The organism is Paraburkholderia sp. HD33-4 (genome assembly GCF_021390635.1).
GTDB lineage: Bacteria > Pseudomonadota > Gammaproteobacteria > Burkholderiales > Burkholderiaceae > Paraburkholderia.
Genome location: NZ_JAJEJS010000002.1, coordinates 2,125,182 through 2,149,626, shown reverse-complemented (window position 1 = coordinate 2,149,626; position 24,445 = coordinate 2,125,182). Strand labels below are relative to the sequence as shown.

The following is a 24,445-nucleotide window of genomic DNA, read 5'->3' as shown; positions in this document are numbered from 1 at the left end:
AAGCGGCAAAGTTGTCGGCAATCTGCAATCCATGGAGACCGGCGCGGCAACCGCAGCGGGCAACGCCACGCGGCGCATGCCGCCGTTCAATCACTACAGGTATGGGGTTATCCCGACCGTCTGGTTTTTAGCCTTTCGGAGAGAGCGACATGAAAACGACGAATTCCCTTCACGCCGCAGCGGGCCTCGCGCGCAAACTGCTGCCGGCGCTGGTCGCCGCGGCAGCGTTCGGCGGTGCCGCGATGCAGGCTCATGCGGCCGACGCCGTCGTGCTGTACACGGCCGACGGCCTCGAAAATCTGTACAAGGATGTGCTGCCGGCCTTCGAAAAGAAGGAAGGCGTGAAGGTCAATATCGTCACGGCGGGCAGCGGCGAAGTCGTGAACCGCGCGACCATCGAGAAGGATCAGCCGAAGGCCGACGTGATCGTCACGCTGCCGCCGTTCATCCAGCAGGCTGACCAGAGCGGTCTGCTGCAGGCGTACCAGAGCGTCAACTACAAGAACGTGCCGGCCATCGCGAAGGCGCCGAACGGTGCGTGGGCGACCTTCGTGAACAACTACTTCTCGTTCGCGATCAACCCCGAAGTCACCAAGACCCAACCGAAGACGTTCGCGGACCTGCTGCACCCGGACTTCGCCGGCAAGGTCGCCTATTCGAATCCGGCGACCGCCGGCGACGGCATGGCGGTGATCATCCTGACCTCGTCGCTGATGGGCGAAGACCAGGCGTTCGACTATCTGAAGAAGCTCGAGCAGAGCGCCAAGTTCCACACCAAGGGCACGGGCTACCTCGATGTGCTGCTGTCGCGTAACGAGATCGCGGTCGCCAACGGCGATCTGCAGATGGACCTCGACGACGCGGCCAATGGCGGCCTGTCGCTGAAGCCGGTGTTCCTCGCGGCCACCCCTGGCGGCCAGCCGACCACGTTCCAGTTGCCGTACGCGATCGGGCTGATCAAGAACGGTCCGAACCAGGCCGAGGGCAAGAAGCTGATCGACTATCTGATGTCGACGGAAGTGCAGTCGAAGGTGCCGGACATCTTCGGCATTCCGGGTCGCAGCGACGTGCCGCTCGCCGGCAAGAACGGCGAAGCGGTCAAGCAGTCGATCGCCGGCGTGAAGCTGATTCCGGTCGACTGGAACCACGTGATGGCCAAGAAAGCGGACTGGACCGCACGCTGGAAGAGCGAAGTGATCGGTTCGTCGGGCAAAGAGACCGAAGTGGTCAAGCCGAAGTAAGTCAGTGACCAACGTCAGCAACGTTTGACGTTGTCGATTCAGGCGGCGCTTCGCACGTACTGCGCGGCGCCGCATCGGCATTAATTCTGTTGGAGGACGACCCCGGTGAATACGGCCAGTCTCGCTCACCCCACCGCGCCTCGCGCACCGCTGGATGCGCTCGACGCCGCGCGTTCGGACGTGCCGGGTGGCGTGCAGATCGATCACCTGACGGTGCGCTTCGGCGCGCGCACAGTGCTCGACGATCTGTCGTTGACGATCCAGCGCGGCGAGTTGCTCACCGTGCTCGGCCGCAGCGGCTGCGGCAAGACGACCTTGCTGCGCTTCATCGCGGGCTTCATCGAGGCGGACGGTCTGGCCGGCACGCTGACGGTGGCCGGCCGCGATCTGACGCACGTGCCGCCGCACAAGCGCAATCTCGGTCTGCTGTTCCAGAGCTACGCGCTGTTTCCGCATCTGACGGTATTCGAGAACGTCGCGTTCGGTCTGCGCGCGCGGCGCATTCCGGCGCGCGACGTCGCGCGCCGCGTCGCCGAGGCGCTGAAGCTCGTGCAGCTCGGCGATGCCGGTCACGTGATGCCCGCGCAACTGTCGGGCGGCATGCAGCAGCGCGTGGCGCTCGCCCGCGCGCTCGTGATCGAGCCCGACGTGCTGCTGCTCGACGAACCGCTGTCCGCGCTCGACGCCAATCTGCGCGCGTCGGTGCGCTCCGAACTGAAGGCGCTGCATGAACGCCTGCCGAATCTGACGATCGTCTGCGTGACCCACGATCAGGACGACGCTCTCGTGCTGTCCGACCGCACGCTGCTGATGCGAGACGGCCATATCGCGCAGCTCGGCACGCCGCAGCAGCTGTACGACACGCCGGCCGACGGTTTCGTCGCGCGCTACCTCGGCGCGGCCAATCTGCTGCCGCCGCAGGTCGCGTTCGGCATGGACGACGCGCGCTACAACGAGCGCGATCGCGTCGCGTGTCTGCGGCCGGAGGCGCTGCGCATCGTGCCGCTCGGCGAGGGGCAGTTGCACGGCGCGATCGCGTCGGTCGAGTGGTATGGCGCGGCCTTGTCGGTATCGGTCGTGCTCGATGCGCTGCCGAACGACCCGGTGCTCGTCACGATGCAGCGCGGTCACGGCATGACGCCGGAAAAGGGCGCGCGTGTTTCCCTGCGTTACGAGGCTGGTGATGTCGTCCTTATCAAGCCCTGATACGTCCAATCCGCTCGGCCTTGACGCGCAAGCCGAGGCCGAGGCCGCCGCGCGCCGTCTCGCGAGTGCCGCGGCGCATACGGCCGCCGTGAAGCGCCGCGAGCGCCTTGCGCAATGGCATCTGCTGTTCATTGCGGTCGTGGTGCTCGGACCGCTCGTCATCTATCCGCTGGTGCGGCTCGTGATGCTGAGCCTGACCGGCGCGCATGGTCTGTCGGGCCACGCGTACGTGACGTTCTTCGGCAACCCCGAAACGCGCGGCGTGATCGGCACCACGCTCGGCATCCTGTTCGCGAGCGCGAGCCTCGCTTCGCTGCTCGGTGTGGCGCTCGCGTCGGTGCTGTTCTTCAAGCCGTTTCCGGGCGCGCGCATGGTCACGCGCTTTCTCGAGCTGTTCGTCGCGTTCCCGTCGTTTCTGGTCGCGTTCACGCTGATCTTTCTGTACGGCTCGCAGGGCTCGGTCAGCATTGGGCTGCAGCGGCTGTTCAATCTGCAGGCGCCGCCGCTCGATTTTCTGTTCGGCATCGGCGGCGTGATTCTCGCGGAAGTCGTGTTCTATACGCCGTTCGTCGTGCGTCCGACGTTGGCATCGTTCGCGCTGCTCGACCGGCGGCTGATCGAAGCGGCGCGCAGCCTCGGCGCGAATGGCCTGATGGTCGCGTTCAAGGTGATCCTGCCGCTCGCGTGGCCGGGCATCGCGGCGGGCACGATCCTGTGCTTCCTGCTGACGCTCAACGAGTTCGGCATTTTGCTGGTGCTCGGCAGCGCCCATCTGATCACGCTGCCGGTCGCGATCTATAGCGCCGCCACCGTCGATCTCGATCTGCCGACCGCCGCCGCCGGCGCGGTCGTGATGCTGCTGATGTCGTTGTCGCTGTACGCGTTGTACCGGCGCGTCAATAGTCGCAAAGTGAAAGGAGCCGGTCATGGCCGTTGAACTCGATCCGACCGTGCTGCCGGTCATGCACAAGAAGGGCCGGCCGGTGCGGCACAGCCTCGCGGTGCGAATGCTCGGCGGTCTCTTTCTCGGCTTTGCCGCGCTGCTGAGCTTCTGGCTGTTCGTGCTGCCGGTACTGGTCGTCGCGCTATCGAGCGTCGCGTCGCACTGGTCGGGCACGATCCTGCCCGACGGCTTCAGCATGCGCTGGTTCGAGCGCCTCAGCTCGAGCGACTTCGACGCGCTGACGACCAGCCTCGAAGTCGGCATGGGCGTCGCGGTGCTCGGCACGATCCTCGGTTTGTGGCTCGCGCTCGCGCTCGAAGGACGCGACCGGCGCGGCCTCGGCGCGGTCGTCGACACGATCGCGATGATGCCCAACGGCGTGCCGAGCGTGGTGCTCGGCCTCGCCGTGCTGATCGCGTATCACAAGCGCCCGCTCGACCTGTCGAGCTCGGCGGCGATCGTGGTGTTCGTGCAGCTCGCGCTGGTGCTGCCGTTCTGCTACCGGTGCGCCGCCGCCGCGCTGCGCCCGGAGCTGACCGTGCTGCGCGAAGCGGCCGCGAGCCTCGGAGCGCCGCCGTCGATGGTGCTGCGCCGCGTCGTGCTGCCGCAACTGGTGCCGGCGATCCGCGCGAGTCTCGCGCTCGGCTTCGCGCTGTCGCTCGGCGAACTGGGTGCGACGCTTACCGTGTATCCGCCAGGCTTCGCGACTGTGCCGATCGTCGTCGTCGGGCAGGTGGAGCGGGGCTATTACCTGCCGGCGTCCGCGCTGTCGCTGATTCTGCTGATGGTCTCGCTGGTCGCGCTTTTGCTGATCGCGGCGCGCGCTCCCCGCCGCCGGATCGACTGATCCGACTGACCGGCGGGCGCTTTCCTTGATCTGGAGCAGTCGCGCCAATTGGTGCACGGCGATGTCGATGTGGCAAAATTTGTCAAAATGACCGAATATATGCACTCTGCTGCCGTCGATCCGATCGAGGTCGTGCGCCGCCATTCGCTGACGACGCTGGTGCGCGACGAGATCGAGCGGCATATCGTCGACGGCACGCTGACGCCGGGCGACAAGCTCAACGAAGCCGACTGGGCGGCGCGGCTGCAGGTGTCGCGCGGACCGGTGCGCGAGGCGTTTCGCGCGCTCGAGCAGGCGGGGCTCGTGCGTACCGAGAAGAATCGCGGCGTGTTCGTGCGGACGGTTTCGCTCGCGGAGGCGGACGAGATTTACGCGGTGCGCGCAGTGCTCGAGGAGGCGGCGTGCCGGATGCTGGCCGCGCGCATCGACGCGGGCAAGCTCGCGGCACTGCGCGATTGGGTCGATACGATGCGCGCCGCGCTCGCGTCGCACGATCACGATGCGTATGCGCGCGCGAACGTCGCGTTTCACGATGCGCTGGTCGCGGCGGCGGGTAACACGAAGTTGTACGACACGTATCGCAGGCTCGTCAGCGAGTTGAGCCTGTTTCGGCGAGCGGCGCTGGTCGTGCAGGCCGACGCGATGAAGCGCTCGCTCGCCGAGCATCGCGCGATTCTGACCGCGCTCGCGTCGCGCGATGCGGAGCAGGCCGCGCAGTTGATGCGCGCGCATGTGCAGGGCGGGTTGCAGCGCGCGCATGCGGCATGCGCGGTGGCGGGCGATGCGGCGCAGGAGCAGCGCCTCCCGGCGCGCGCGGGCGCGGCCGGCTCGCGCGGGCGATGACGGCGCGGCGATGAAGCCGAGGCGAACGCTTCGGCACACGCCTGAGCAACCTCGCCCGCGAACAGGCAACAGGGCGATGAAGCTTTTGCAATGACAACCCCGGCTATGGAAAACGATGCGATGACACACCCCGAGCAACGCACGATCGAAGTCAACGGCCGCAGCTACCGACTGCCTTCGCAACCGACGGTCGTCGTCTGTGTCGACGGCTGCGAGTTTGCGTATCTGGAAGCGGCGGTCGCGGCCGGCGTCGCGCCGTTCATCGGTTCGATGCTCGAGGGCGGCGCGGCGTTTCGCGGCGACTGCGTGATCCCATCGTTCACGAACCCGAACAACCTGTCGATCGTGACCGGCGTGCTGCCGGCCGTGCATGGCATCTGCGGCAACTACTTCTGGGACACCGACGCAAACGACGGCGCGGGCGCGGCGGTGATGATGAACGACCCGGCCTACCTGCGCGCGCCGACGCTGCTCGCGGCCGCCGCCGGCGCGGGCGCCGCGGTCGCCGTCGTCACCGCGAAGGACAAGCTGCGCGGGCTGCTCGGCTGGCAGTTGAAGGGCATTTGTTTTTCGGCGGAAAAAGCCGACAAGGTGACGCGCGAGGAGAACGGCATCGACGACGTGCTCGATCTGGTCGGCTTGCCGTTGCCGGACGTGTATAGCGCGGGGTTGTCGGAATTCGTGTTCGCGGCCGGCGTGCGCCTCGCGCAGACACGCAAGCTCGACCTCATGTATCTGTCGACGACCGACTATGTCCAGCACAAGTGCGCGCCCGGTACCGAAGGCGCGAACGCGTTCTACGCGATGATGGACGGCTATCTCGCGCAGCTCGACGCGCTCGGCTGGGTGATCGGTCTCACCGCCGACCACGGCATGAACGCGAAGCACGATCCGCAAACCGGCGAGCCGAACGTGATCTATCTGCAGGACGTGCTGGATGACTGGCTCGGCGCGTCGACGGCGCGCGTGATTCTGCCTATCACCGACCCGTACGTCGTGCATCATGGCGCGCTGGGTTCGTTCGCGACCGTCTATTTGCCGCGCGAGGTCGACGCTGTGTCCGTGATTGCGCGGATCGGTCGCCTGCCGGGAATCGAAGTCGTGCTCGATCGGCGTGGCGCTTGTGCGCGTTTCGGGCTGCCCGAGGATCGTATCGGCGATCTGGTCGTCATCGGCACGAAGCATGTCGTGCTCGGCACGCGGCGCAACGAGCACGACCTGTCCGGGCTCACCGTGCCGCTGCGCTCGCATGGCGGGATTTCCGAGCAGGAAGTGCCGTTGCTGTTCAACCGGCGGGTTCAGCTGTCGGGCACCGGCAGCGAACCTGAACGGCTGCGCAACTTCGATATCTTCGACGTCGTGCTCAATCGCGTGTCGGCATCATGAACACGGTGCTGCGGGACCATCCGGCGTTCCGCGCTGAAGCACTGCGGCTCGCCGGCGAGCGCGCGACGCGCGCACGTACGCTCGACGTGTTCGATCCTTATACCGGTATGCGCGTCGGCACGGTGCCGCTCGCCAGCGTCGACGATGTGCGCGCCGCGTTCGACTACGCGCTCGCATATCAGCCGACGCTGTCGCGCTACGAGCGTTCGCAGATTCTCGAGCGCGCGGCGGGGCTGCTGCGCGAGCGCAGCGAACAGGCGTCGGATCTGATCTCGCTCGAGTCGGGTCTGTCGAAGCAGGACTCGCGCTACGAGATCGGCCGCGTCGCCGACGTGTTCCGCTTTGCGTCGTTCGAGGCGTTGCGCGACGACGCTCAGAGCTTCTCCTGCGATCTGACGCCGCATGGCAAAAAACGTCGCGTGTTCTCGCAGCGCGAGCCTCTGGCGGGCGTGATCGTCGCGATCACGCCGTTCAATCATCCGATGAACCAGGTTGCGCACAAGGTCGCGCCGGCCATCGCGACGAATAATCGTGTGGTGCTGAAGCCGTCGGAGAAGGTGCCGCTGTCGGCGCTGTATCTGGCCGATCTGCTGTATGAAGCAGGGTTGCCCAGGCCGATGCTGCAGGTGCTGACCGGCGATCCGCGCGAAATCGCCGACGAGCTGATCACGCACGCGTCGGTCGAACTCGTTACGTTTACGGGCGGTGTCGCGATCGGCAAATACATCGCGTCGAAGGCCGGGTATCGACGCGTCGTGCTGGAGCTGGGCGGCAACGATCCACTGATCGTGCTCGACGACGCCGACCTCGAGCGCGCGGCGACCCTCGCGGTGCAAGGCTCGTACAAGAACTCGGGGCAGCGCTGCACGGCGGTCAAGCGGATGCTCGTGCAGCAGCGCGTCGCGGCGGAGTTCACGGAGTGGGTCGTCGAGAAGACGCGCGCGTGGACGTTCGGCGATCCGTTCGATGCGTCGAACCAGATGGGCACCGTGATCGACGCCGCCGCCGCGCAACTGTTCGAGGCGCGCGTGAACGAGGCGGTGGCCGCGGGCGCGCGGCTGTGTCTCGGCAATGAGCGCAGCGGCGCGTTGTACGCGCCGACCGTGCTCGACAACGTCGATCCGTCGATGACGCTCGTGCGCGAGGAGACGTTCGGGCCGGTGTCGCCGATCATCGCGTTCGATACGCTCGACGACGCGATCCGGATCAGCAACGGGACGCCGTTCGGCTTGTCGTCGGGCGTGTGTACGAACCGGCAGGACGCGATCACGCGCTTCATCAATGAGTTGCGCGTGGGCACCGTCAACGTGTGGGAAGTGCCGGGCTACCGGATCGAGTTGACGCCGTTCGGCGGCATCAAGGATTCTGGCCTGGGCTACAAGGAAGGCGTGCAGGAAGCGATGAAGAGTTTTACCAATCTGAAGACGTTTTCATTACCTTGGGAGTAACAGGTGGCATTGAGTCTCGACGATATCCGTGTGCTCTTCGAGCGACATGGCAGCCTCGCGTATAGCGGCGAACCGGTGACGCAACTCGAGCACGCGTTGCAGAGCGGGGCGCTGGCCGAGGCGGAAGGCGCGAGCGACGAACTGGTCGCCGCGGCGTTTTTGCACGACCTCGGACATCTGCTGAATCTGCAAGGGGAGACGCCGACGGAGCGGGGCGTCGACGATTTGCACCAGTACTTCGCGTTGCCGTTTTTGCGGCCGGTATTGTCGGATGCGGTGCTGGAGCCGATTCGTCTGCACGTCGACGCGAAGCGCTGCCTGTGCGCGATCGACGCCACCTATTTCGGTCAGCTGTCCGCCGACTCGGTGCGCAGCCTGCAATTGCAGGGCGGGATCTTTAGCAGGGAAGAGGCGCAGGCGTTTATGCAAAAGCCGTACGCGGAAGACGCGATGCGCTTGCGCCGATGGGACGACCGCGCGAAAGAGAAGGATCGCTCGACGCCGGGGATCGACCATTATTTGGCTGTGGTCGAACGGGCGATGCGCGCGCATGCGACTGCTTGAGTCGAGGTGCTTCGGGTTGCGGTAGGGTGTGCGCCCGGCGCGTCAAAATATCGCTTGCAAGTCCCGATGGCGGCGACTAGAATTTCGCTCTTTCGTGCTCCGGACATCGGGGCGCGGAGAAGCGGGAAGCCTTGGATGGCGAGGGTTTCAGCGGCGTGGGCAGGTTAAGCGAGTGATAAAAACCTGTTGACGATCCGGTGAAAGTTCTCCATAATCTCGTTTCTCTGCTGCAGACGCAGCGACGCAAACGAAGCGGTGCCGGGTGGTGGTAGTTCAGGTACTGCGGGTTGGGCGGATCGATCTTTAAAAACTAACAGCCGATAAGTGTGGGCGCTTGATGCGGAATGCGGCGGCGGATTCTCCGGAGTCTGCTGCAAGGCAAAAGTATCAGAAGCCTCACACAGTATTAGAGGAAGGTTTATCTGTCGAAAGACGGATTGATCATCGTCAGTACGTTGAGTGAGCGACCGGTCTCGAGAGAGACCGAAAACAGTAACAGGTTTGAACTGAAGAGTTTGATCCTGGCTCAGATTGAACGCTGGCGGCATGCCTTACACATGCAAGTCGAACGGCAGCACGGGAGCAATCCTGGTGGCGAGTGGCGAACGGGTGAGTAATACATCGGAACGTGTCCTGGAGTGGGGGATAGCCCGGCGAAAGCCGGATTAATACCGCATACGCTCTATGGAGGAAAGCGGGGGATCTTCGGACCTCGCGCTCAAGGGGCGGCCGATGGCAGATTAGGTAGTTGGTGGGGTAAAGGCCTACCAAGCCGACGATCTGTAGCTGGTCTGAGAGGACGACCAGCCACACTGGGACTGAGACACGGCCCAGACTCCTACGGGAGGCAGCAGTGGGGAATTTTGGACAATGGGCGCAAGCCTGATCCAGCAATGCCGCGTGTGTGAAGAAGGCCTTCGGGTTGTAAAGCACTTTTGTCCGGAAAGAAAACCTCGTGGCTAATATCCGTGAGGGATGACGGTACCGGAAGAATAAGCACCGGCTAACTACGTGCCAGCAGCCGCGGTAATACGTAGGGTGCGAGCGTTAATCGGAATTACTGGGCGTAAAGCGTGCGCAGGCGGTGATGTAAGACCGATGTGAAATCCCCGGGCTTAACCTGGGAACTGCATTGGTGACTGCATCGCTCGAGTATGGCAGAGGGGGGTAGAATTCCACGTGTAGCAGTGAAATGCGTAGAGATGTGGAGGAATACCGATGGCGAAGGCAGCCCCCTGGGTCAATACTGACGCTCATGCACGAAAGCGTGGGGAGCAAACAGGATTAGATACCCTGGTAGTCCACGCCCTAAACGATGTCAACTGGTTGTCGGGCCTTCATTGGCTTGGTAACGTAGCTAACGCGTGAAGTTGACCGCCTGGGGAGTACGGTCGCAAGATTAAAACTCAAAGGAATTGACGGGGACCCGCACAAGCGGTGGATGATGTGGATTAATTCGATGCAACGCGAAAAACCTTACCTACCCTTGACATGTATGGAATCCTGCTGAGAGGTGGGAGTGCCCGAAAGGGAGCCATAACACAGGTGCTGCATGGCTGTCGTCAGCTCGTGTCGTGAGATGTTGGGTTAAGTCCCGCAACGAGCGCAACCCTTGTCCCTAGTTGCTACGCAAGAGCACTCCAGGGAGACTGCCGGTGACAAACCGGAGGAAGGTGGGGATGACGTCAAGTCCTCATGGCCCTTATGGGTAGGGCTTCACACGTCATACAATGGTCGGAACAGAGGGTTGCCAAGCCGCGAGGTGGAGCCAATCCCAGAAAACCGATCGTAGTCCGGATCGCACTCTGCAACTCGAGTGCGTGAAGCTGGAATCGCTAGTAATCGCGGATCAGCATGCCGCGGTGAATACGTTCCCGGGTCTTGTACACACCGCCCGTCACACCATGGGAGTGGGTTTTACCAGAAGTGGCTAGTCTAACCGCAAGGAGGACGGTCACCACGGTAGGATTCATGACTGGGGTGAAGTCGTAACAAGGTAGCCGTATCGGAAGGTGCGGCTGGATCACCTCCTTTCCAGAGCTTGCATTGCTGCGCAAGCGCTCACGCTTATCGGCTGTGGTTAGTAGAAGCAACGCAGACAGGCTCAGGGGTCTGTAGCTCAGTCGGTTAGAGCACCGTCTTGATAAGGCGGGGGTCGATGGTTCGAATCCATCCAGACCCACCATCCTTTGCGATGATCGTTAGTGCTTTAGCACTTACGAGCATCTCACCCCCGAAGGGGGTTAAGCGAATGAGCTAAGTTTGCGTGGCTATGAGAGGGGGATTAGCTCAGCTGGGAGAGCACCTGCTTTGCAAGCAGGGGGTCGTCGGTTCGATCCCGTCATCCTCCACCAATCCTCAATGCCAAGGGTTCAGCATGAAGTGGGATGCTGAGTACTTTGCATTGGCGATTGAGCCAGTCAGAGCGATATGAGGCAACTCATAATCGGCTGTCGTTCTTTAACAATCAGGAAGAAGTAGTAAAGAGATTCACGAAAGCGTACTTAGAGATGGGTGCGTGAGTAGGTGAATCAGGGTTGTGATTGTATCGATGTATTTTTAAGTGATCGAAAGATTGCTTTGGAATACGGCGCAACACGAATACTCAACCTGTAGCGGGTGCGTCTTGAGACACACCTGTTATAGGGTCAAGCGAACAAGTGCATGTGGTGGATGCCTTGGCGATCACAGGCGATGAAGGACGCGGTAGCCTGCGAAAAGCTCCGGGGAGCTGGCAAACAAGCTTTGATCCGGAGATGTCCGAATGGGGAAACCCACTCCTAATGGAGTATCCATGACTGAATACATAGGTCATGTGAAGCGAACGCGGTGAACTGAAACATCTAAGTAACCGCAGGAAAAGAAATCAACCGAGATTCCCAAAGTAGTGGCGAGCGAAATGGGATCAGCCTGTACTCTTTATTCTCATTGTTAGTCGAACGCTCTGGAAAGTGCGGCCATAGCAGGTGATAGCCCTGTAGACGAAAACAGCGAGGAAGAACTAGGTGTACGACAAGTAGGGCGGGACACGTGAAATCCTGTCTGAAGATGGGGGGACCATCCTCCAAGGCTAAATACTCGTGATCGACCGATAGTGAACCAGTACCGTGAGGGAAAGGCGAAAAGAACCCCGGGAGGGGAGTGAAATAGATCCTGAAACCGCATGCATACAAACAGTCGGAGCCTCGCAAGGGGTGACGGCGTACCTTTTGTATAATGGGTCAGCGACTTACATTCAGTGGCAAGCTTAACCGATTAGGGCAGGCGTAGCGAAAGCGAGTCCGAACAGGGCGTTCAGTCGCTGGGTGTAGACCCGAAACCAGGTGATCTATCCATGGCCAGGTTGAAGGCACGGTAACACGTGCTGGAGGACCGAACCCACTAACGTTGAAAAGTTAGGGGATGAGCTGTGGATAGGGGTGAAAGGCTAAACAAACCTGGAAATAGCTGGTTCTCTCCGAAAACTATTTAGGTAGTGCCTCGTGTATCACCTTCGGGGGTAGAGCACTGTCATGGTTGTGGGGTCCATTGCGGATTACTACGCCATAGCAAACTCCGAATACCGAAGAGTGCAATCACGGGAGACAGACATCGGGTGCTAACGTCCGGTGTCAAGAGGGAAACAACCCAGACCGCCAGCTAAGGTCCCCAAATATGACTAAGTGGGAAACGAAGTGGGAAGGCTAAAACAGTCAGGAGGTTGGCTTAGAAGCAGCCACCCTTTAAAGAAAGCGTAATAGCTCACTGATCGAGTCGTCCTGCGCGGAAGATGTAACGGGGCTAAGTCATATACCGAAGCTGCGGATGCGTGCTTTGCACGCATGGTAGGAGAGCGTTCCGTAAGCCTGCGAAGGTGCACTGGAAAGTGTGCTGGAGGTATCGGAAGTGCGAATGCTGACATGAGTAGCGATAAAGGGGGTGAAAGGCCCCCTCGCCGTAAGCCCAAGGTTTCCTACGCAACGTTCATCGGCGTAGGGTGAGTCGGCCCCTAAGGCGAGGCAGAAATGCGTAGCTGATGGGAAGCAGATTAATATTTCTGCACCATTGTGAAATGCGATGGGGGGACGGATCGCGGAAGGTTGTCCGGGTGTTGGAAGTCCCGGTCGCTGCATTGAAGAGGGTGCTTTGGCAAATCCGGGCACAGGACTCAAGGGTGTGGCGCGAGCTTCTTCGGAAGCGAAGCAACTGGAAGGGGTTCCAGGAAAAGCCTCTAAGCTTCAGTTTCACAGTGACCGTACCGCAAACCGACACAGGTGGGCGAGATGAGTATTCTAAGGCGCTTGAGAGAACTCGGGAGAAGGAACTCGGCAAATTGGTACCGTAACTTCGGGATAAGGTACGCCCTTGTAGCTTGACTGGCCTGCGCCAGGAGGGTGAAAGGGTTGCAATAAACTGGTGGCTGCGACTGTTTAATAAAAACACAGCACTCTGCAAACACGAAAGTGGACGTATAGGGTGTGACGCCTGCCCGGTGCCGGAAGATTAAATGATGGGGTGCAAGCTCTTGATTGAAGTCCCGGTAAACGGCGGCCGTAACTATAACGGTCCTAAGGTAGCGAAATTCCTTGTCGGGTAAGTTCCGACCTGCACGAATGGCGTAACGATGGCCACACTGTCTCCTCCCGAGACTCAGCGAAGTTGAAGTGTTTGTGATGATGCAATCTCCCCGCGGCTAGACGGAAAGACCCCATGAACCTTTACTGTAGCTTTGCATTGGACTTTGAACCGGTCTGTGTAGGATAGGTGGGAGGCTATGAAGCGTGGACGCCAGTCTGCGTGGAGCCGTCCTTGAAATACCACCCTGATCTGTTTGAGGTTCTAACCTTGGCCCGTAATCCGGGTCGGGGACAGTGCATGGTAGGCAGTTTGACTGGGGCGGTCTCCTCCCAAAGTGTAACGGAGGAGTACGAAGGTACGCTAGGTACGGTCGGAAATCGTGCTGATAGTGCAATGGCATAAGCGTGCTTGACTGTGAGACTGACAAGTCGAACAGGTGCGAAAGCAGGTCATAGTGATCCGGTGGTTCTGTATGGAAGGGCCATCGCTCAACGGATAAAAGGTACTCTGGGGATAACAGGCTGATACCGCCCAAGAGTTCATATCGACGGCGGTGTTTGGCACCTCGATGTCGGCTCATCTCATCCTGGGGCTGTAGCCGGTCCCAAGGGTATGGCTGTTCGCCATTTAAAGAGGTACGTGAGCTGGGTTTAAAACGTCGTGAGACAGTTTGGTCCCTATCTGCCGTGGGCGCTGGATATTTGAAGGGGGCTGCTCCTAGTACGAGAGGACCGGAGTGGACGAACCTCTGGTGTACCGGTTGTCACGCCAGTGGCATCGCCGGGTAGCTATGTTCGGAAGAGATAACCGCTGAAAGCATCTAAGCGGGAAACTCGCCTTAAGATGAGATATCCCCGGGGCTTCGAGCCCCTTGAAGGGTCGTTCAAGACCAGGACGTTGATAGGTCAGGTGTGCACGTACAGTAATGTACTGAGCTAACTGATACTAATTGCCCGTAAGGCTTGATCCTATAACCGGTGTGTTTTACCCCCAGCAGGGGGAGCGACACGCACACGGTTGAGATCGGTGTTGTGCCAGAAACAACGCAACCCCCACACACGAATCCTTTACGCTTCTTCCCGATTGGCTGTGGCGCATACCATTGCGACGCAGCAACCTCTCATGCCTGATGACCATAGCGAGTCGGTCCCACCCCTTCCCATCCCGAACAGGACCGTGAAACGACTCCACGCCGATGATAGTGCGGATTGCCCGTGTGAAAGTAGGTAATCGTCAGGCTCCTCACCCAGTCAGAAACCCCACCCACCGCGGTGGGGTTTCTGCGTTTACGCGCCCGAAATCAACATACTCGAGTCGGGCAAAAAAATTGATTGCGCGCTCACCATTGCTGCCGGGGGACGACCGATGAAAACGGTCTGTGAAGTCCTAGGTGTGTCGAGCTCGAATCTCGCAGTCAAATCAAGGCGACAGTCCGATTGGCTCGACCGGCGCAAGACACCGACCATGGATGACAAGCCGCTTGTTGTAGAGCTTCAGGGGCTCGTTGCCGACCCGCCCACATACGGCTACCGGCGTGCTTGGGCGCTGCTCAGACGCCGTCGCGACGCGGCGGGCCGTCCAGGTGTTAATGCAAAACAGGTTTATCGCGTCATGCGTGCCCACAACCTGCTACTTGAACGCCGTCCTCGCCATACCCCGTCCTCGCGGCGACACGACGGCAAGGTCGCGGTGGGCAGGAGCAATGCCCGCTGGTGTTCCGACGGCTTCGAATTCCGTTGCGATGATGGCGCGCCGTTGCGAGTCATCTTTGCGCTGGACTGCTGCGACCGGGAAGCCACCAGCTGGGCGGCGACGACGGGTGGTTACACCGGGGACATGGTGCGGACGTGATGCTTCAGGCGGTGGAGAACCGTTTCAATGGCGCGCTTAAGGCCGACAGCGAAATCGAGTGGCTCAGCGATAACGGTTTCTGCTACATTGCCGAGGAAACGCTGACGTTCTCGCGGACAATCGGTTTGAAGCCGGTCACGACCCCTGTGAGAAGTCCGCAGAGCAACGGGATGGCCGAAAGTTTTCGTCAAAACGATAAAGCGAGACTACGTTTCATGGATGCCCCAGCCTGACGTCAGAACCGCACTGCAAAACCTGGCCGTCGCGTTTGACCACTACATCGAATCGCATCCGCACAGCGCCTTGAAATACTGCTCGCCACGCGAATTCTGCCAGCGCGCAACTTCACCAACCGAAGCGTGACCGCGTGTCCGGTCATGCAGGGGCAAGTCCACGTCCTGACTGCTATTCTTTGGCGCGCCCACGCTCAACGTGAGCCTCCGTCTCCGCTGGCTCATGTACAGATCTCAATTGCCCGACCTCAGCAAGCAATGCTTCGTCGCGCGCAATCACCTGTGGGAGATGCGAGCGCAAGAATTCGACCCACGTGCGTGTCTTTGCATCGATGAACTTGCGCGACGGATAGAGCGCGTAAACAGTCGTCTTCTGCAGCGTATATTCCGGTAACACGCGCACCAGCGTGCCATCGCGCAACCCCGAAATGGCCGCGTAGAGCGGCACCATGCCGATGCCCATGCCTTCGCGGATCGCCACGATCAATGATTCGGCGATGTTCACGTGCACCGGTCCGTCGACTTCCATCAACTCACTGCCGTTCGGGCCGTCGAGCGTCCATTCATGTGGCGGAAACGCCGGTGTATGAAGGATCAGACATTCGTGATGCGCAAGGTCTGCTGGTTTTTGCGGCGCGCCGTGCGCACGCACGTAGGCCGGCGAGGCGCACAGGATGCTGAACGTCGTCCCCAGCGGAAACGATACGAGGTCCGAATTGGGCAGCGTCGATGCACCGATCACGGCCACATCGGCGCTGCCCTCGAACAGATCCGGCATGCGCTGCGACAGCGTCAACTCGACGGTCACATCAGGATAAAGCGCGCGATAACGCGAAATCGCCGGCAGCACGTAGTGCTGGCCGATGCTCGCAAAGCTATGCATGCGCAGCGCGCCAGTCGGTCGCTCGTGCGCGCAACTAGCTTCTTCTTCCGCAGTGTCGACATCTGCGAGGATCTGCTGCGATCTCTTCAGATAGCGCTCGCCGGCGGTGGTCAACGCAAGCCGGCGCGTCGAGCGATTGAGCAGGCGCGTGCGCAGATGTGCCTCAAGCTCCGAGACTGCGCGAGACATCGCGCCGGTCGTTGAATTGAGCGATTGCGCGGCCGCGGTGAAGCTACCGGCTTCGACCACCCGCACGAACACTCGCATATTTTGTAGCGTGTCCATCAAACCTTCTGTTTCATGACCAAGGTCATATTTTCCGCCAGTCTCAGACACCTATTGTTGTCCGTTCTGGAACAGATGTTCTGCACTTATCGTCTTAATGCGCGCATCGCGGACTCCTACAATCGGCGCCTCGCCTGCCGGTGTCAGCGATTCTGCCCGGAGGTTCCTTCAGCGACCACGTGGGGTGCACTGAATTCAGATGAAACCCGATCATGCGATCGAACCATCGGCCGATTTTTTCAGTCTGCGCGGTGTCATGCGGCGACGACTCAGCCGGGCCAACCTCAATCGGGCCGCACGCGACTGGGCCAGCAGCGACGGTCTGACCTGGCTGCACCTGCTGAAGACGGTCGCGGCCGGTCTGCTGGCGCTGGGTATGGCGATGCTGCTCGATCTGCCGCAGCCGCGCATTGCGATGACGACGGTGTTCGTGTTGATGCAACCGTTCAGCGGCATGGTGCTCGCGAAGAGCTTCTACCGGATTCTCGGAACGGCAGTAGGGACCGTCGCCGCACTCGTGCTCGGCGGGCTGTTCGTTCAGCAGGCCGAACTGTACATGCTCGGCATGATCGTGTGGGTGAGCGCCTGTATTGCTGCGGCAGTCCGGTATCGGCATTTCAGGTGGTACGGCTTTGTGCTCGCGGGTTACACGGCCGCGCTGATCGGCATTCCGAACGTGATGGCGCCACAGGGACTGTTCCTCGCAGCACTCACGCGGGCGGCGGAAGTGGCGGTCGGCATCGTGTGTTCGAGCACGGTCAGCGCGTTGCTTGTGCCGCAGCGCTCGAGCCTCGCGCTACGACGTAACCTTCAGATCAGGTACGCGAATTTTACTGCGTTCACTGTCGATGTGCTCGCACGCAGGCTCGAGCGCAATCAGTTCGAACGGCGTTTCGCGGAATTAATCGACGAAATCGCTGGTTTCGAAGCAACGCGCACCTTCGTCGCGTTCGAAGATCCGGAGATGCGCTCGAGCGGTGCGCATCTGGCGCGTCTGAATAGCGAATTCATGGATGCGTGCGCGCGTCTGCATGCGCTGCATCAGTTGCTGAAACGGTTACGCGTGAGCCGTGCTGCGTCGATACTCGCAGCCATCGACCCGTACCTCGACGAACTGGAAGCCTTGTTCGAAAAACGAGCCGAAGTCGACGTCGAAGCATCGGACGTGGCAGCCGACCTGCGCCTCTTTCGAGCGAACCTGCCACGCCGGATACGCGAAACCAGGCGGCCACTCGAAGCCGCGTACGCGGAATCGCTTGCGGACTTCGACACGGCAGCCGAATTGCTGTATCGCTTCGTGGGCGAATGGACAAATTATTCGGAAACCTATGCATGCTTATGGCGAAAGAAAGAACGCGCACCGCAAACCATCCGACGTAGCTCAAGCCCGCATAAATGCCACCGCACGAGCGGCTCTATAAGCCGCACCAACCACTTCGCCGTGTTATTCACGTTTGTGCGCTCGGCTGTCGTCATCGGGATCGCCAGTTCGTTCTGGATCGCGACCAACTGGCCGAGCGGCGGCCTCGCCGTGATTGGCGCGACGCTTGTCTGTGCATTGACGTCCACGGCCCCGAGCGCCACCAGAATGGCTATGCAGATGGCGCTCGGCGCCGTGCTCGCGACGCTCACCGGCTACGTATTCATGTGCTACGTGTATCCGAATATCGATGGTTTCCCGCTGCTTTGCGTGGTACTCGCACCGGTGCTCGCGCTCGGCGCATTCATCGCGACGCGTCGCGGCGCGGCAGGATTTGGCATCGGTTTTTCGGTGTTCTTCTGTTTGCTTGCCGGGCCAGACAACGTCGTCAGCTACGTGCCCGATCTGCTGATCAACAACGGCATCGCGCTGACCGCGTCGATGGTGCTCGCGGCGCTTGTTTTCGCGGTGGTCTTTCCCGCCGATATGCGCTGGCTCATCGAGCGGATCATGGGGGACCTGCGAGCGCAAGCTGTATCGGCTTGCAAGGACGGCCTGCCGGGTCTGAACCGACGTTTCCAGTCGAGCACGCACGATCTGGCTTCGCAACTGCGCATGCTGCTGACGCACCGTTCACGACGACGGCGCGACGCACTTCGCTGGATGCTCGCGACGATCGAAGTCGGTCACGCCGTCATCGATCTGCGCAACGAAGCCGCTCGCGCCGACTATGCCGACCTCCTTCAGCCGCGTTGGCGCAGCGTGATCGAACACAGCTGCGACCATCTCGCCCGGCTCTTCGAACGCCCAGGTCCGCGTTCGCTCGAATGCGCACTCGTTGCCGTGCGCTCGGCCACCTGGCTCGCGCAAGACATGCTGCAGACGGTGCGTGCAGATCGCGAGCGGCGTCACGACCTGCAGCGCATCTTGAGCTGTCTGCACTTCATTCGTAGCGCGTTGCTCGACAAGGATGCGCCGTTCAATCGTCGCTGAGCAATGCTGCGTGGATCTTTCTGCCAGATGGAAAGATCCCTTCCGGGCGGCCCCGTTTATTCGCGCAGGTGGCGGTCATATAGTTTCGTCACTGCCTCGCAGTAATCGTCGCAGTAGTCGTAAGTCCTGGAGAAAGAGATGAAAGTGTTGAAGATGGTCCTGATTGCCTGTTCTTTGTCCACTGCTGCCGCCGCCTATGCACAAACGGCGCCGGCCGCGCCGGAGCAGCAGGTCGCGCAAGCGGATGGTCAGCGCGCCGATAAGGTTACCGCGCGCAAGCAGGTTGAAGCACCGAAAGCGAAAGCCGATGAATGCGTTGGCCCGATGAGTTTCTGCAACATCTACTTCGGCAGCTAAGTTCGAAAAATTAATCCAGCTGCCTCACGCGCAATACCTGTCACGCGACCCAACACCTGCTCGCGACGCCGTCCGATCGAGACGCCGCGACGGGTGCGGCAACCGTCTATTGAGCGAAGCACACCGCAGAGGTGCGCACCAGTGGACGAAACTGGCGACTATGGAGAGACTCCCTTTCATGTACGAAGACCGAATTCGCTGCGCCGCGCTGCGCGGAAAAATCACCACGGCCGCCGACGCGGCGCTCCTGATTCGCGACGGCATGCGCGTTGGCGCAAGCGGTTTCACGCGCGCGGGCGACGCGAAGGCCGTGCCGGTCGCGCTCGCCGAGCGTGCGCGCCAGCTGGGCGAGCCGCTGCGCATCACGTTGATGACGGGCGCCTCGCTCGGTCATGACGTCGACCGCATGCTGACCGAAGCGCACGTGCTCGCGCGCCGTCTGCCGTTTCAGGTGGACAAGACGCTGCGCGACGCAATCAATCGCGGCGAGGTGATGTTCGTGGACCAGCATCTGTCGGAGACAGTCGAGATGCTGCGCGCGAACCAGCTCGGCAAGCTCGATGTCGCGATCATCGAAGCGGTCGCGATCACGGAGAGCGGCGCTATCGTGCCGACGACATCGGTCGGCAATTCGGCGAGCTTCGCGATTCTCGCTGACAAGGTCATCGTCGAGATCAATCTTGCGCAGCCGCTCGGGCTCGAAGGCTTGCACGACATCTGGATTCCGGGGCGCCGGCCGCATCGCGAGCCGCTGCCGATCGTGCGCACGCACGACCGCGTCGGCACACCCGCTATCGAGATTCCGCCCGAGAAAATCGCGGCGATCGTGATCACCGATATGGCCGACAGCCCGTCCACGGTGCTGCCCGCGGATCGGGAAACCGCGCTGATCGCCGGTCATCTGATCGAGTTTTTCCAGCACGAAGTTACGCGCGGCCGCATGCCGACGCAGTTGCCCCCGCTCCAGGCGGGGATCGGAACGATCGCCAACGCGGTGCTGGCAGGCTTCGTCGAATCGCCTTTCGAGGTGTTCGAAATCTATTCAGAAGTCCTGCAGGATTCTACGTTCGACCTGATGGATGCCGGCAAGGTCGCGTTCGCATCCGGTGCGTCGATCACGTTGTCGGCCGCGCGGCAGGCGCAGGTATTCGGCGATATCGGGCGCTATCGCGACCGGCTCGTGCTGCGTCCGCAGGAGGTCAGCAACCATCCTGAAGTGATCCGGCGGCTCGGCCTGATCGCGCTCAATACCGCGCTGGAATTCGATATCTACGGCAACGTCAATTCGACACACGTGGGCGGCACGCACATGATGAACGGCATCGGCGGCTCGGGCGACTTTGCGCGCAATGCGTCCTGCGCGGTGTTCGCGAGCAAGTCGACCGCGAAGGGCGGCCGCATTTCGAGCATCGTGCCGATGGTGCCGCATTGCGATCACAACGAACACGACGTCGACGTCGTCGTCACCGAGCAGGGTCTCGCGGATCTGCGCGGCCTCGCACCGCGCGAACGTGCCACGCTGATCATCGAGCATTGCGTACATCCGCAGTATCGCGAGCTGTTGCGAGACTACTACCGCGATGCGTTGCGCTGGGGAGGGCAGACGCCGCATTGCCTCGAGCAGGCTTTTGCATGGCATACGCGGCTGCGCGACACGGGCTCGATGCTACTGGCCTGATTTTGCAACGGCCTCAGCGCCCACGATCACAGCGATAAAAGCAGAAGAAACCGGCAACAAAAAAGCGCCAGCGGCACGAGCCCGCTGGCGCTTCATGACATCGGATGGGGGGCTCAGGAACCTCGTCGCACGAGCCGGATAATAAACAGCAGAATGACCGCGCCGATCAACGCGGTGATGATCGAGCCGATCCAGCCGCCGCCGAGCGAGATATGCAGCACGCCGGCGAGCCACCCGCCGATGAACGCGCCGACGATCCCGACGATGATGTCGACGATCAGGCCGAAGCCGCCGCCCCTGACCAGTACACCCGCGAGCCAGCCCGCAATCGCGCCGATGATGATCCATGCGATGATGCCGTGTTCCATATTCGAGACTCCCTGGTTGAGTGTGAACAAATCACGGTGACAGAGCTTAGTCGAAGGTTATGGGACAGTCCATGTTCAGGACGCGGAATTAACACAATCTGAATCTGCAGCAAGCTAAGTGTAGACGATGCGCGCGAACAAAGGGGACTCGCGCGCCGCGCCTCACTCGGGCGTCGACTCCGCTTCTCGGGCGGTCCAACTGACGCTGGACACGCTCTTTTCCATGCTCAGGCGACTCGCCATCTGTTCGAGCTTCGATTGATCCTTCGGATGCATCTTCAGCGTCGCGGTCACGCGAATGCGCCCGGCCTCGTCCTCGACATCCTCGCTCGTCAGGCTCTGGAACGACAGCGGCGCCGAGTACATCGAGTTGGAAATCGCGGTGCGAATGTGGATCTCGTCGGCTTCGCGGCAGACGATCGTCAGCACGTACTCCTGCACGAGGTCGGCGTTCGAAACTGGTGTCTGGTTGATCATCCGGCTCACTTCGCGCAGCACGGTGTTGGTCAGCAGCACGACCGCGGTGCCCGCGACCGCCGGTCCGTAATGTCCCGCGCCGCTCAACACGCCGACGGCCGCCGAGCACCACAGCGTCGCCGCGGTGTTGATCCCTTGAATCGAGCCTTTGTCGCGCATGATGACGCCGCCGCCAAGAAAGCCGACGCCGGACACCACATACGCTGCAATCTGCGTGATGCCGCTGACGCCGTTGCCGGTCAGCACCCCGAGCGTGACGAACAGGCACGCGCCGCTCGCGACGAGCGTGATCGTGCGCAGGCCGGCAGTGCGCTGGCGCATCTGTCGTTCGAGGCCAATCGCGACGCCGCAAGCAAACGCGGTCAGAAGGCGCAGGAAGAATTCGAGTGTCATCGTTCAGAAAGGTTGGCGTGCGTGCTGCCGCAGAGTGAAGCCTACGCGTGTGAACGTTACGGCGTCTACCTCGTGTACGGTAAAAGCAGGCGGCCGGCGCGATGAGAGACACACGCACGAACGTACGCGCCCGGCGCGTGCGGTATCGGCACGGCATCGAACCATGCTGCTCTTCACCGGCAGTACTGCAATGAAAATGAAATGAGAGCGACGTGCGCCGTCGAGCCCGAGGGCAGGACGGCGACAGGAAAGACTGACGCGGAAATCCTGCTGCTCAGGCGAGCGGGCAAATCGATACTCGGCTGGTACAACTGCTACTGTCCAAGATCGTGAATCCGGTTAAAAGAATTGCGCGGATTTTACGGGGCTGCGCAAAGATCAGTCAAGCCGCGGTCGGCACAGAATGCGCGCGGGGGATTGCGATAGCCGTATCGCAGACAGGCCGCAATTGATTAATGCGGACTGCGAACCTTGAGTTCAATCGGGCTCGCCCGGTACGAGTCTCAAGCGCGTGATCTCCGAAGGCGCGCCGAGTCGCTTCGGCGGTCCCCAATAGCCCGTACCGCGACTCGTATAAACCCACAGTCCGTTCAGGCGCGCGAGGCCCGCCGTGAACGGCTGTTGCAGGCGCACGAAGAAATTCCACGGAAAGAACTGGCCGCCGTGCGTATGACCCGACAACTGCAGCGTGAAGCCGGCCGCCGCGGCCGCTTCGGCCGAGCGCGGCTGATGCGCGAGCAGCACCCTGATCAGCACGTCGCCCGGCGCGCCGGCGAGCGCTGCGACCGGGTCGCTACGATGCGCGGGGTCGTGATGACCCGCCGAGTAATCGGTGACGCCGGCGATTACGGCGCGCGCGCCGTCATGATCGACGATCACGTGTTCGTTCAGCAGCACCCGCAAGCCGAGCCGGCGGAATTCGGCGATCCACGAATTCGCTCCGGAGTAGTACTCGTGATTGCCGGTCACGAGAAACGCACCGTGCCGAGCGGCGAGCCGCGACAGCGGCTGCGTATGCCGGCTCAGCTGCGGCACGCTGCCATCGACGACGTCGCCCGTCACCGCGATCAGATCCGGCTGCAGCCGGTTTACGGCGTCGACGATCGCGTCGACATAGCGGCCCTTGATCGTCGGGCCGACGTGGATGTCGCTGATCTGCACGATCGTGAAGCCTTCGAGCGCGGCAGGCAGATCGTCGATCGGCACTTCGATCGTGACGACGCGCGCGCGACGGCGCGCATTGAACAGGCCGATCAGCGTCGACAGCAGCGCGAGCAGCGGCACCGCTGCCGCCGAACCAGTGCGCCAATGCGTGATCGACAGCGTGTTCGGCCAGATCGCGTCGATCGTCAGCAGCGACGCCAGCATGAGGTCGCGCGCAAACGTCAGTACCAGCAGCGACGAAAAGAAGCCCATCGCGAGCAGGCCAGCCCACGCGAGCCGGTCGCCGAGTGGCTGGCGCTTGAAGCCGCGCGCCATCATGCCGACCGGGATCAGGTAGATCGACAGCACGAGCCACAGCACGCACAGCCCGCGGCCGGCCGCGTCGATCGGCATGTCGGGAATCAGGCGCAAGCCGACGTAGATATGCAGCAGGATGCCAATCAGGATGATGCGGACAAGAAACGATGAACGTCGCATAGAGAGGATGGGGGCGGGAAGGGGGCCAAAGGGCCGGCATCAGCGACAGCGCGGCGGCGATCGGTTGGCGGGCAATGCATGCGCTCGCGATGATTGGCGAGCGCGGCGAATCATTCTACCGGCATGTTCCGTCGCTTGCCGTGGCCGCAAAAATCGTGCTCCCGCACCGCACGACAGGCCGTCCGGAAGGCGCCGGGGCGAGATATGACGACGAACGGAGGCGGCAGGCGCGCTCCATGCTTGACCCATGCCTGCAGGGTCGCGCGCCATGTAATTCAATGCCTATGCAAGCGAATTAAATGGGCTTTGAATTGTATTCATGCGTGGAGTATGCTTGAAACGAACTAGCTCGTTGCCGCGGCAGTCTGAGGCCGGTAGGCCTCGACGGGTTCTGTCGCCGGGAAAGCTCGGGCGGGGGGAGGCGCACCATGAAGCTGCTCAAATCGGGCCACCTGTGGCATCGCGCGGACGACGTGCATCATGTTCACCATGAGCATCACGTCGGATACGAAGGTAGCCATGTGATGCTGCCGCTCGTCGGCATCTCTCTGATGGCGATTGCGCTCTACTTCGGCGTGCGCAACATCGATTTCTCCGAGCTCGGCAAAAGCGCGCTGTTCGACGTCGTGATGGTGTGCGTTGCGCTGGGCATCGCGGGCCTGTTCGGCGCGGCCGGCGCATGGCTGCGCTCGAACGGCGACGAGGCCGAAGAGGGCTTCTGCTTCATCGGCGCGCTGATCGGCACCGTGGTGTTTTATGTCGCGCTGCTGAGCTGACGCGATTCGAGCCAACGCGTGGCGCGACACCCGCTGCGCCTTCCATCATCAAGGC

Annotated in this window: 16 protein-coding genes, 2 tRNA genes, 3 rRNA genes and 1 pseudogene; 18 read left to right on the top strand and 4 right to left on the bottom strand. The window is 61.6% G+C overall.

Annotated features, from left to right (window positions below; genetic code table 11):
- Positions 1–149 precede the first annotated feature (149 nt).
- From phnS to L0U84_RS29645, 14 genes and pseudogenes are all read left to right on the top strand, one after another.
- Complete coding sequence (phnS, locus tag L0U84_RS29710) at positions 150–1,241, top strand: 2-aminoethylphosphonate ABC transporter substrate-binding protein (protein WP_233855643.1); 1,092 nt, start codon at positions 150–152, stop codon at positions 1,239–1,241.
- Between the two features lie 105 nt (positions 1,242–1,346).
- On the top strand, positions 1,347–2,447 hold the full coding sequence (phnT, locus tag L0U84_RS29705; protein ID WP_233855642.1) for a 2-aminoethylphosphonate ABC transport system ATP-binding subunit PhnT: 1,101 nt from the start codon (positions 1,347–1,349) through the stop codon (positions 2,445–2,447).
- Positions 2,425–3,384: a 2-aminoethylphosphonate ABC transporter permease subunit gene (locus L0U84_RS29700; protein ID WP_233855641.1), complete on the top strand. Its 960-nt coding sequence runs from the start codon at positions 2,425–2,427 to the stop codon at positions 3,382–3,384. The genes phnT and L0U84_RS29700 overlap by 23 nt, the downstream gene beginning before the upstream one ends.
- Positions 3,374–4,237 carry a 2-aminoethylphosphonate ABC transport system, membrane component PhnV gene (gene phnV, locus L0U84_RS29695; RefSeq protein WP_129957531.1) on the top strand — a complete coding sequence of 288 codons (864 nt, stop codon included), beginning with the start codon at positions 3,374–3,376 and terminating at the stop codon, positions 4,235–4,237. Before L0U84_RS29700 ends, phnV begins: the two co-directional genes overlap by 11 nt.
- A gap of 87 nt (positions 4,238–4,324) precedes the next feature.
- Positions 4,325–5,080 carry a phosphonate utilization associated transcriptional regulator gene (locus L0U84_RS29690; RefSeq protein WP_233855634.1) on the top strand — a complete coding sequence of 252 codons (756 nt, stop codon included), beginning with the start codon at positions 4,325–4,327 and terminating at the stop codon, positions 5,078–5,080.
- A gap of 105 nt (positions 5,081–5,185) precedes the next feature.
- Positions 5,186–6,466, top strand: coding sequence for a phosphonoacetate hydrolase (gene phnA / locus L0U84_RS29685; RefSeq protein WP_233856866.1), 1,281 nt, complete (start codon positions 5,186–5,188; stop codon positions 6,464–6,466).
- Positions 6,463–7,914 carry a phosphonoacetaldehyde dehydrogenase gene (gene phnY / locus L0U84_RS29680; protein WP_233855632.1) on the top strand — a complete coding sequence of 484 codons (1,452 nt, stop codon included), beginning with the start codon at positions 6,463–6,465 and terminating at the stop codon, positions 7,912–7,914. Before phnA ends, phnY begins: the two co-directional genes overlap by 4 nt.
- Positions 7,915–7,917: 3 nt before the next feature.
- A complete protein-coding gene (locus tag L0U84_RS29675; protein WP_233855623.1) occupies positions 7,918–8,478 on the top strand; it encodes a phosphonate degradation HD-domain oxygenase in 561 nt (186 codons plus the stop codon).
- 503 nt (positions 8,479–8,981) lie between these two features.
- Positions 8,982–10,512 (top strand): 16S ribosomal RNA (locus tag L0U84_RS29670).
- A gap of 74 nt (positions 10,513–10,586) precedes the next feature.
- Positions 10,587–10,663, top strand: a tRNA-Ile gene (locus tag L0U84_RS29665).
- A 93-nt stretch (positions 10,664–10,756) separates the two neighbouring features.
- Positions 10,757–10,832: transfer RNA gene (locus L0U84_RS29660), tRNA-Ala, on the top strand.
- A 292-nt stretch (positions 10,833–11,124) separates the two neighbouring features.
- A 23S ribosomal RNA gene (locus tag L0U84_RS29655) occupies positions 11,125–14,005 on the top strand.
- Positions 14,006–14,160: 155 nt separating this feature from the next.
- Positions 14,161–14,274 (top strand): 5S ribosomal RNA (rrf, locus tag L0U84_RS29650).
- The 16S, 23S and 5S rRNA genes sit together here with 2 tRNA genes alongside, the layout of an rRNA operon.
- A gap of 81 nt (positions 14,275–14,355) precedes the next feature.
- A pseudogene (locus tag L0U84_RS29645) lies at positions 14,356–15,249 on the top strand (IS3 family transposase); the annotation flags it as partial.
- Positions 15,250–15,291: 42 nt separating this feature from the next.
- On the opposite strand, the gene L0U84_RS29640 reads toward L0U84_RS29645, so the two are convergent.
- Positions 15,292–16,287 (bottom strand): LysR family transcriptional regulator, encoded by a 996-nt coding sequence (locus L0U84_RS29640; protein WP_233855621.1) that lies wholly within the window; start codon positions 16,285–16,287, stop codon positions 15,292–15,294.
- Positions 16,288–16,486: 199 nt separating this feature from the next.
- Here L0U84_RS29640 and L0U84_RS29635 point away from each other — a divergent pair, with 199 nt between their 5' ends.
- The 3 genes from L0U84_RS29635 (at position 16,487) to L0U84_RS29625 (ending at position 20,735) form a co-directional block, all read left to right on the top strand.
- Positions 16,487–18,700 carry an FUSC family protein gene (locus L0U84_RS29635; protein WP_233855619.1) on the top strand — a complete coding sequence of 738 codons (2,214 nt, stop codon included), beginning with the start codon at positions 16,487–16,489 and terminating at the stop codon, positions 18,698–18,700.
- A gap of 138 nt (positions 18,701–18,838) precedes the next feature.
- The gene (locus L0U84_RS29630) at positions 18,839–19,057 is read left to right on the top strand and encodes a hypothetical protein (protein WP_233855617.1); all 219 of its coding nucleotides are present in this window, start codon (positions 18,839–18,841) and stop codon (positions 19,055–19,057) included.
- Between the two features lie 178 nt (positions 19,058–19,235).
- Complete coding sequence (locus tag L0U84_RS29625; protein WP_233855615.1) at positions 19,236–20,735, top strand: acetyl-CoA hydrolase/transferase family protein; 1,500 nt, start codon at positions 19,236–19,238, stop codon at positions 20,733–20,735.
- A gap of 113 nt (positions 20,736–20,848) precedes the next feature.
- Here the strand turns inward: L0U84_RS29625 and L0U84_RS29620 are convergent, their stop codons facing one another.
- The 3 genes from L0U84_RS29620 to L0U84_RS29610 form a co-directional block, all read right to left on the bottom strand.
- The gene (locus tag L0U84_RS29620; RefSeq protein WP_027193933.1) at positions 20,849–21,103 is read right to left on the bottom strand and encodes a GlsB/YeaQ/YmgE family stress response membrane protein; all 255 of its coding nucleotides are present in this window, start codon (positions 21,101–21,103) and stop codon (positions 20,849–20,851) included.
- 162 nt (positions 21,104–21,265) lie between these two features.
- Positions 21,266–21,973: an MgtC/SapB family protein gene (locus L0U84_RS29615; protein ID WP_233855613.1), complete on the bottom strand. Its 708-nt coding sequence runs from the start codon at positions 21,971–21,973 to the stop codon at positions 21,266–21,268.
- Between the two features lie 477 nt (positions 21,974–22,450).
- Entirely contained in the window at positions 22,451–23,614 is a 1,164-nt protein-coding gene (locus L0U84_RS29610) for a metallophosphoesterase (RefSeq protein ID WP_233855611.1), read from the bottom strand.
- Positions 23,615–24,042: 428 nt separating this feature from the next.
- On the opposite strand from L0U84_RS29610, the gene L0U84_RS29605 reads away from it, so the two are divergent.
- The gene (locus tag L0U84_RS29605; RefSeq protein ID WP_233855609.1) at positions 24,043–24,390 is read left to right on the top strand and encodes a hypothetical protein; all 348 of its coding nucleotides are present in this window, start codon (positions 24,043–24,045) and stop codon (positions 24,388–24,390) included.
- Positions 24,391–24,445 lie beyond the last annotated feature (55 nt).

Bases quoted from the DNA above. Each gene is read 5' to 3' on its own strand.
- phnV (WP_129957531.1), top strand. From the start codon at position 3,374: ATGGCCGTTGAACTCGATCCGACCGTGCTGCCGGTCATGCACAAGAAG.
- L0U84_RS29700 (WP_233855641.1), top strand. From the start codon at position 2,425: ATGTCGTCCTTATCAAGCCCTGATACGTCCAATCCGCTCGGCCTTGAC.
- L0U84_RS29640 (WP_233855621.1), bottom strand. From the start codon at position 16,287: ATGGACACGCTACAAAATATGCGAGTGTTCGTGCGGGTGGTCGAAGCC.
- L0U84_RS29630 (WP_233855617.1), top strand. From the start codon at position 18,839: ATGAAAGTGTTGAAGATGGTCCTGATTGCCTGTTCTTTGTCCACTGCT.
- L0U84_RS29625 (WP_233855615.1), top strand. From the start codon at position 19,236: ATGTACGAAGACCGAATTCGCTGCGCCGCGCTGCGCGGAAAAATCACC.
- phnS (WP_233855643.1), top strand. From the start codon at position 150: ATGAAAACGACGAATTCCCTTCACGCCGCAGCGGGCCTCGCGCGCAAA.
- phnY (WP_233855632.1), top strand. From the start codon at position 6,463: ATGAACACGGTGCTGCGGGACCATCCGGCGTTCCGCGCTGAAGCACTG.
- L0U84_RS29615 (WP_233855613.1), bottom strand. From the start codon at position 21,973: ATGACACTCGAATTCTTCCTGCGCCTTCTGACCGCGTTTGCTTGCGGC.
- L0U84_RS29605 (WP_233855609.1), top strand. From the start codon at position 24,043: ATGAAGCTGCTCAAATCGGGCCACCTGTGGCATCGCGCGGACGACGTG.
- phnA (WP_233856866.1), top strand. From the start codon at position 5,186: ATGGAAAACGATGCGATGACACACCCCGAGCAACGCACGATCGAAGTC.
- L0U84_RS29690 (WP_233855634.1), top strand. From the start codon at position 4,325: ATGACCGAATATATGCACTCTGCTGCCGTCGATCCGATCGAGGTCGTG.
- L0U84_RS29610 (WP_233855611.1), bottom strand. From the start codon at position 23,614: ATGCGACGTTCATCGTTTCTTGTCCGCATCATCCTGATTGGCATCCTG.
- L0U84_RS29620 (WP_027193933.1), bottom strand. From the start codon at position 21,103: ATGGAACACGGCATCATCGCATGGATCATCATCGGCGCGATTGCGGGC.
- L0U84_RS29635 (WP_233855619.1), top strand. From the start codon at position 16,487: ATGAAACCCGATCATGCGATCGAACCATCGGCCGATTTTTTCAGTCTG.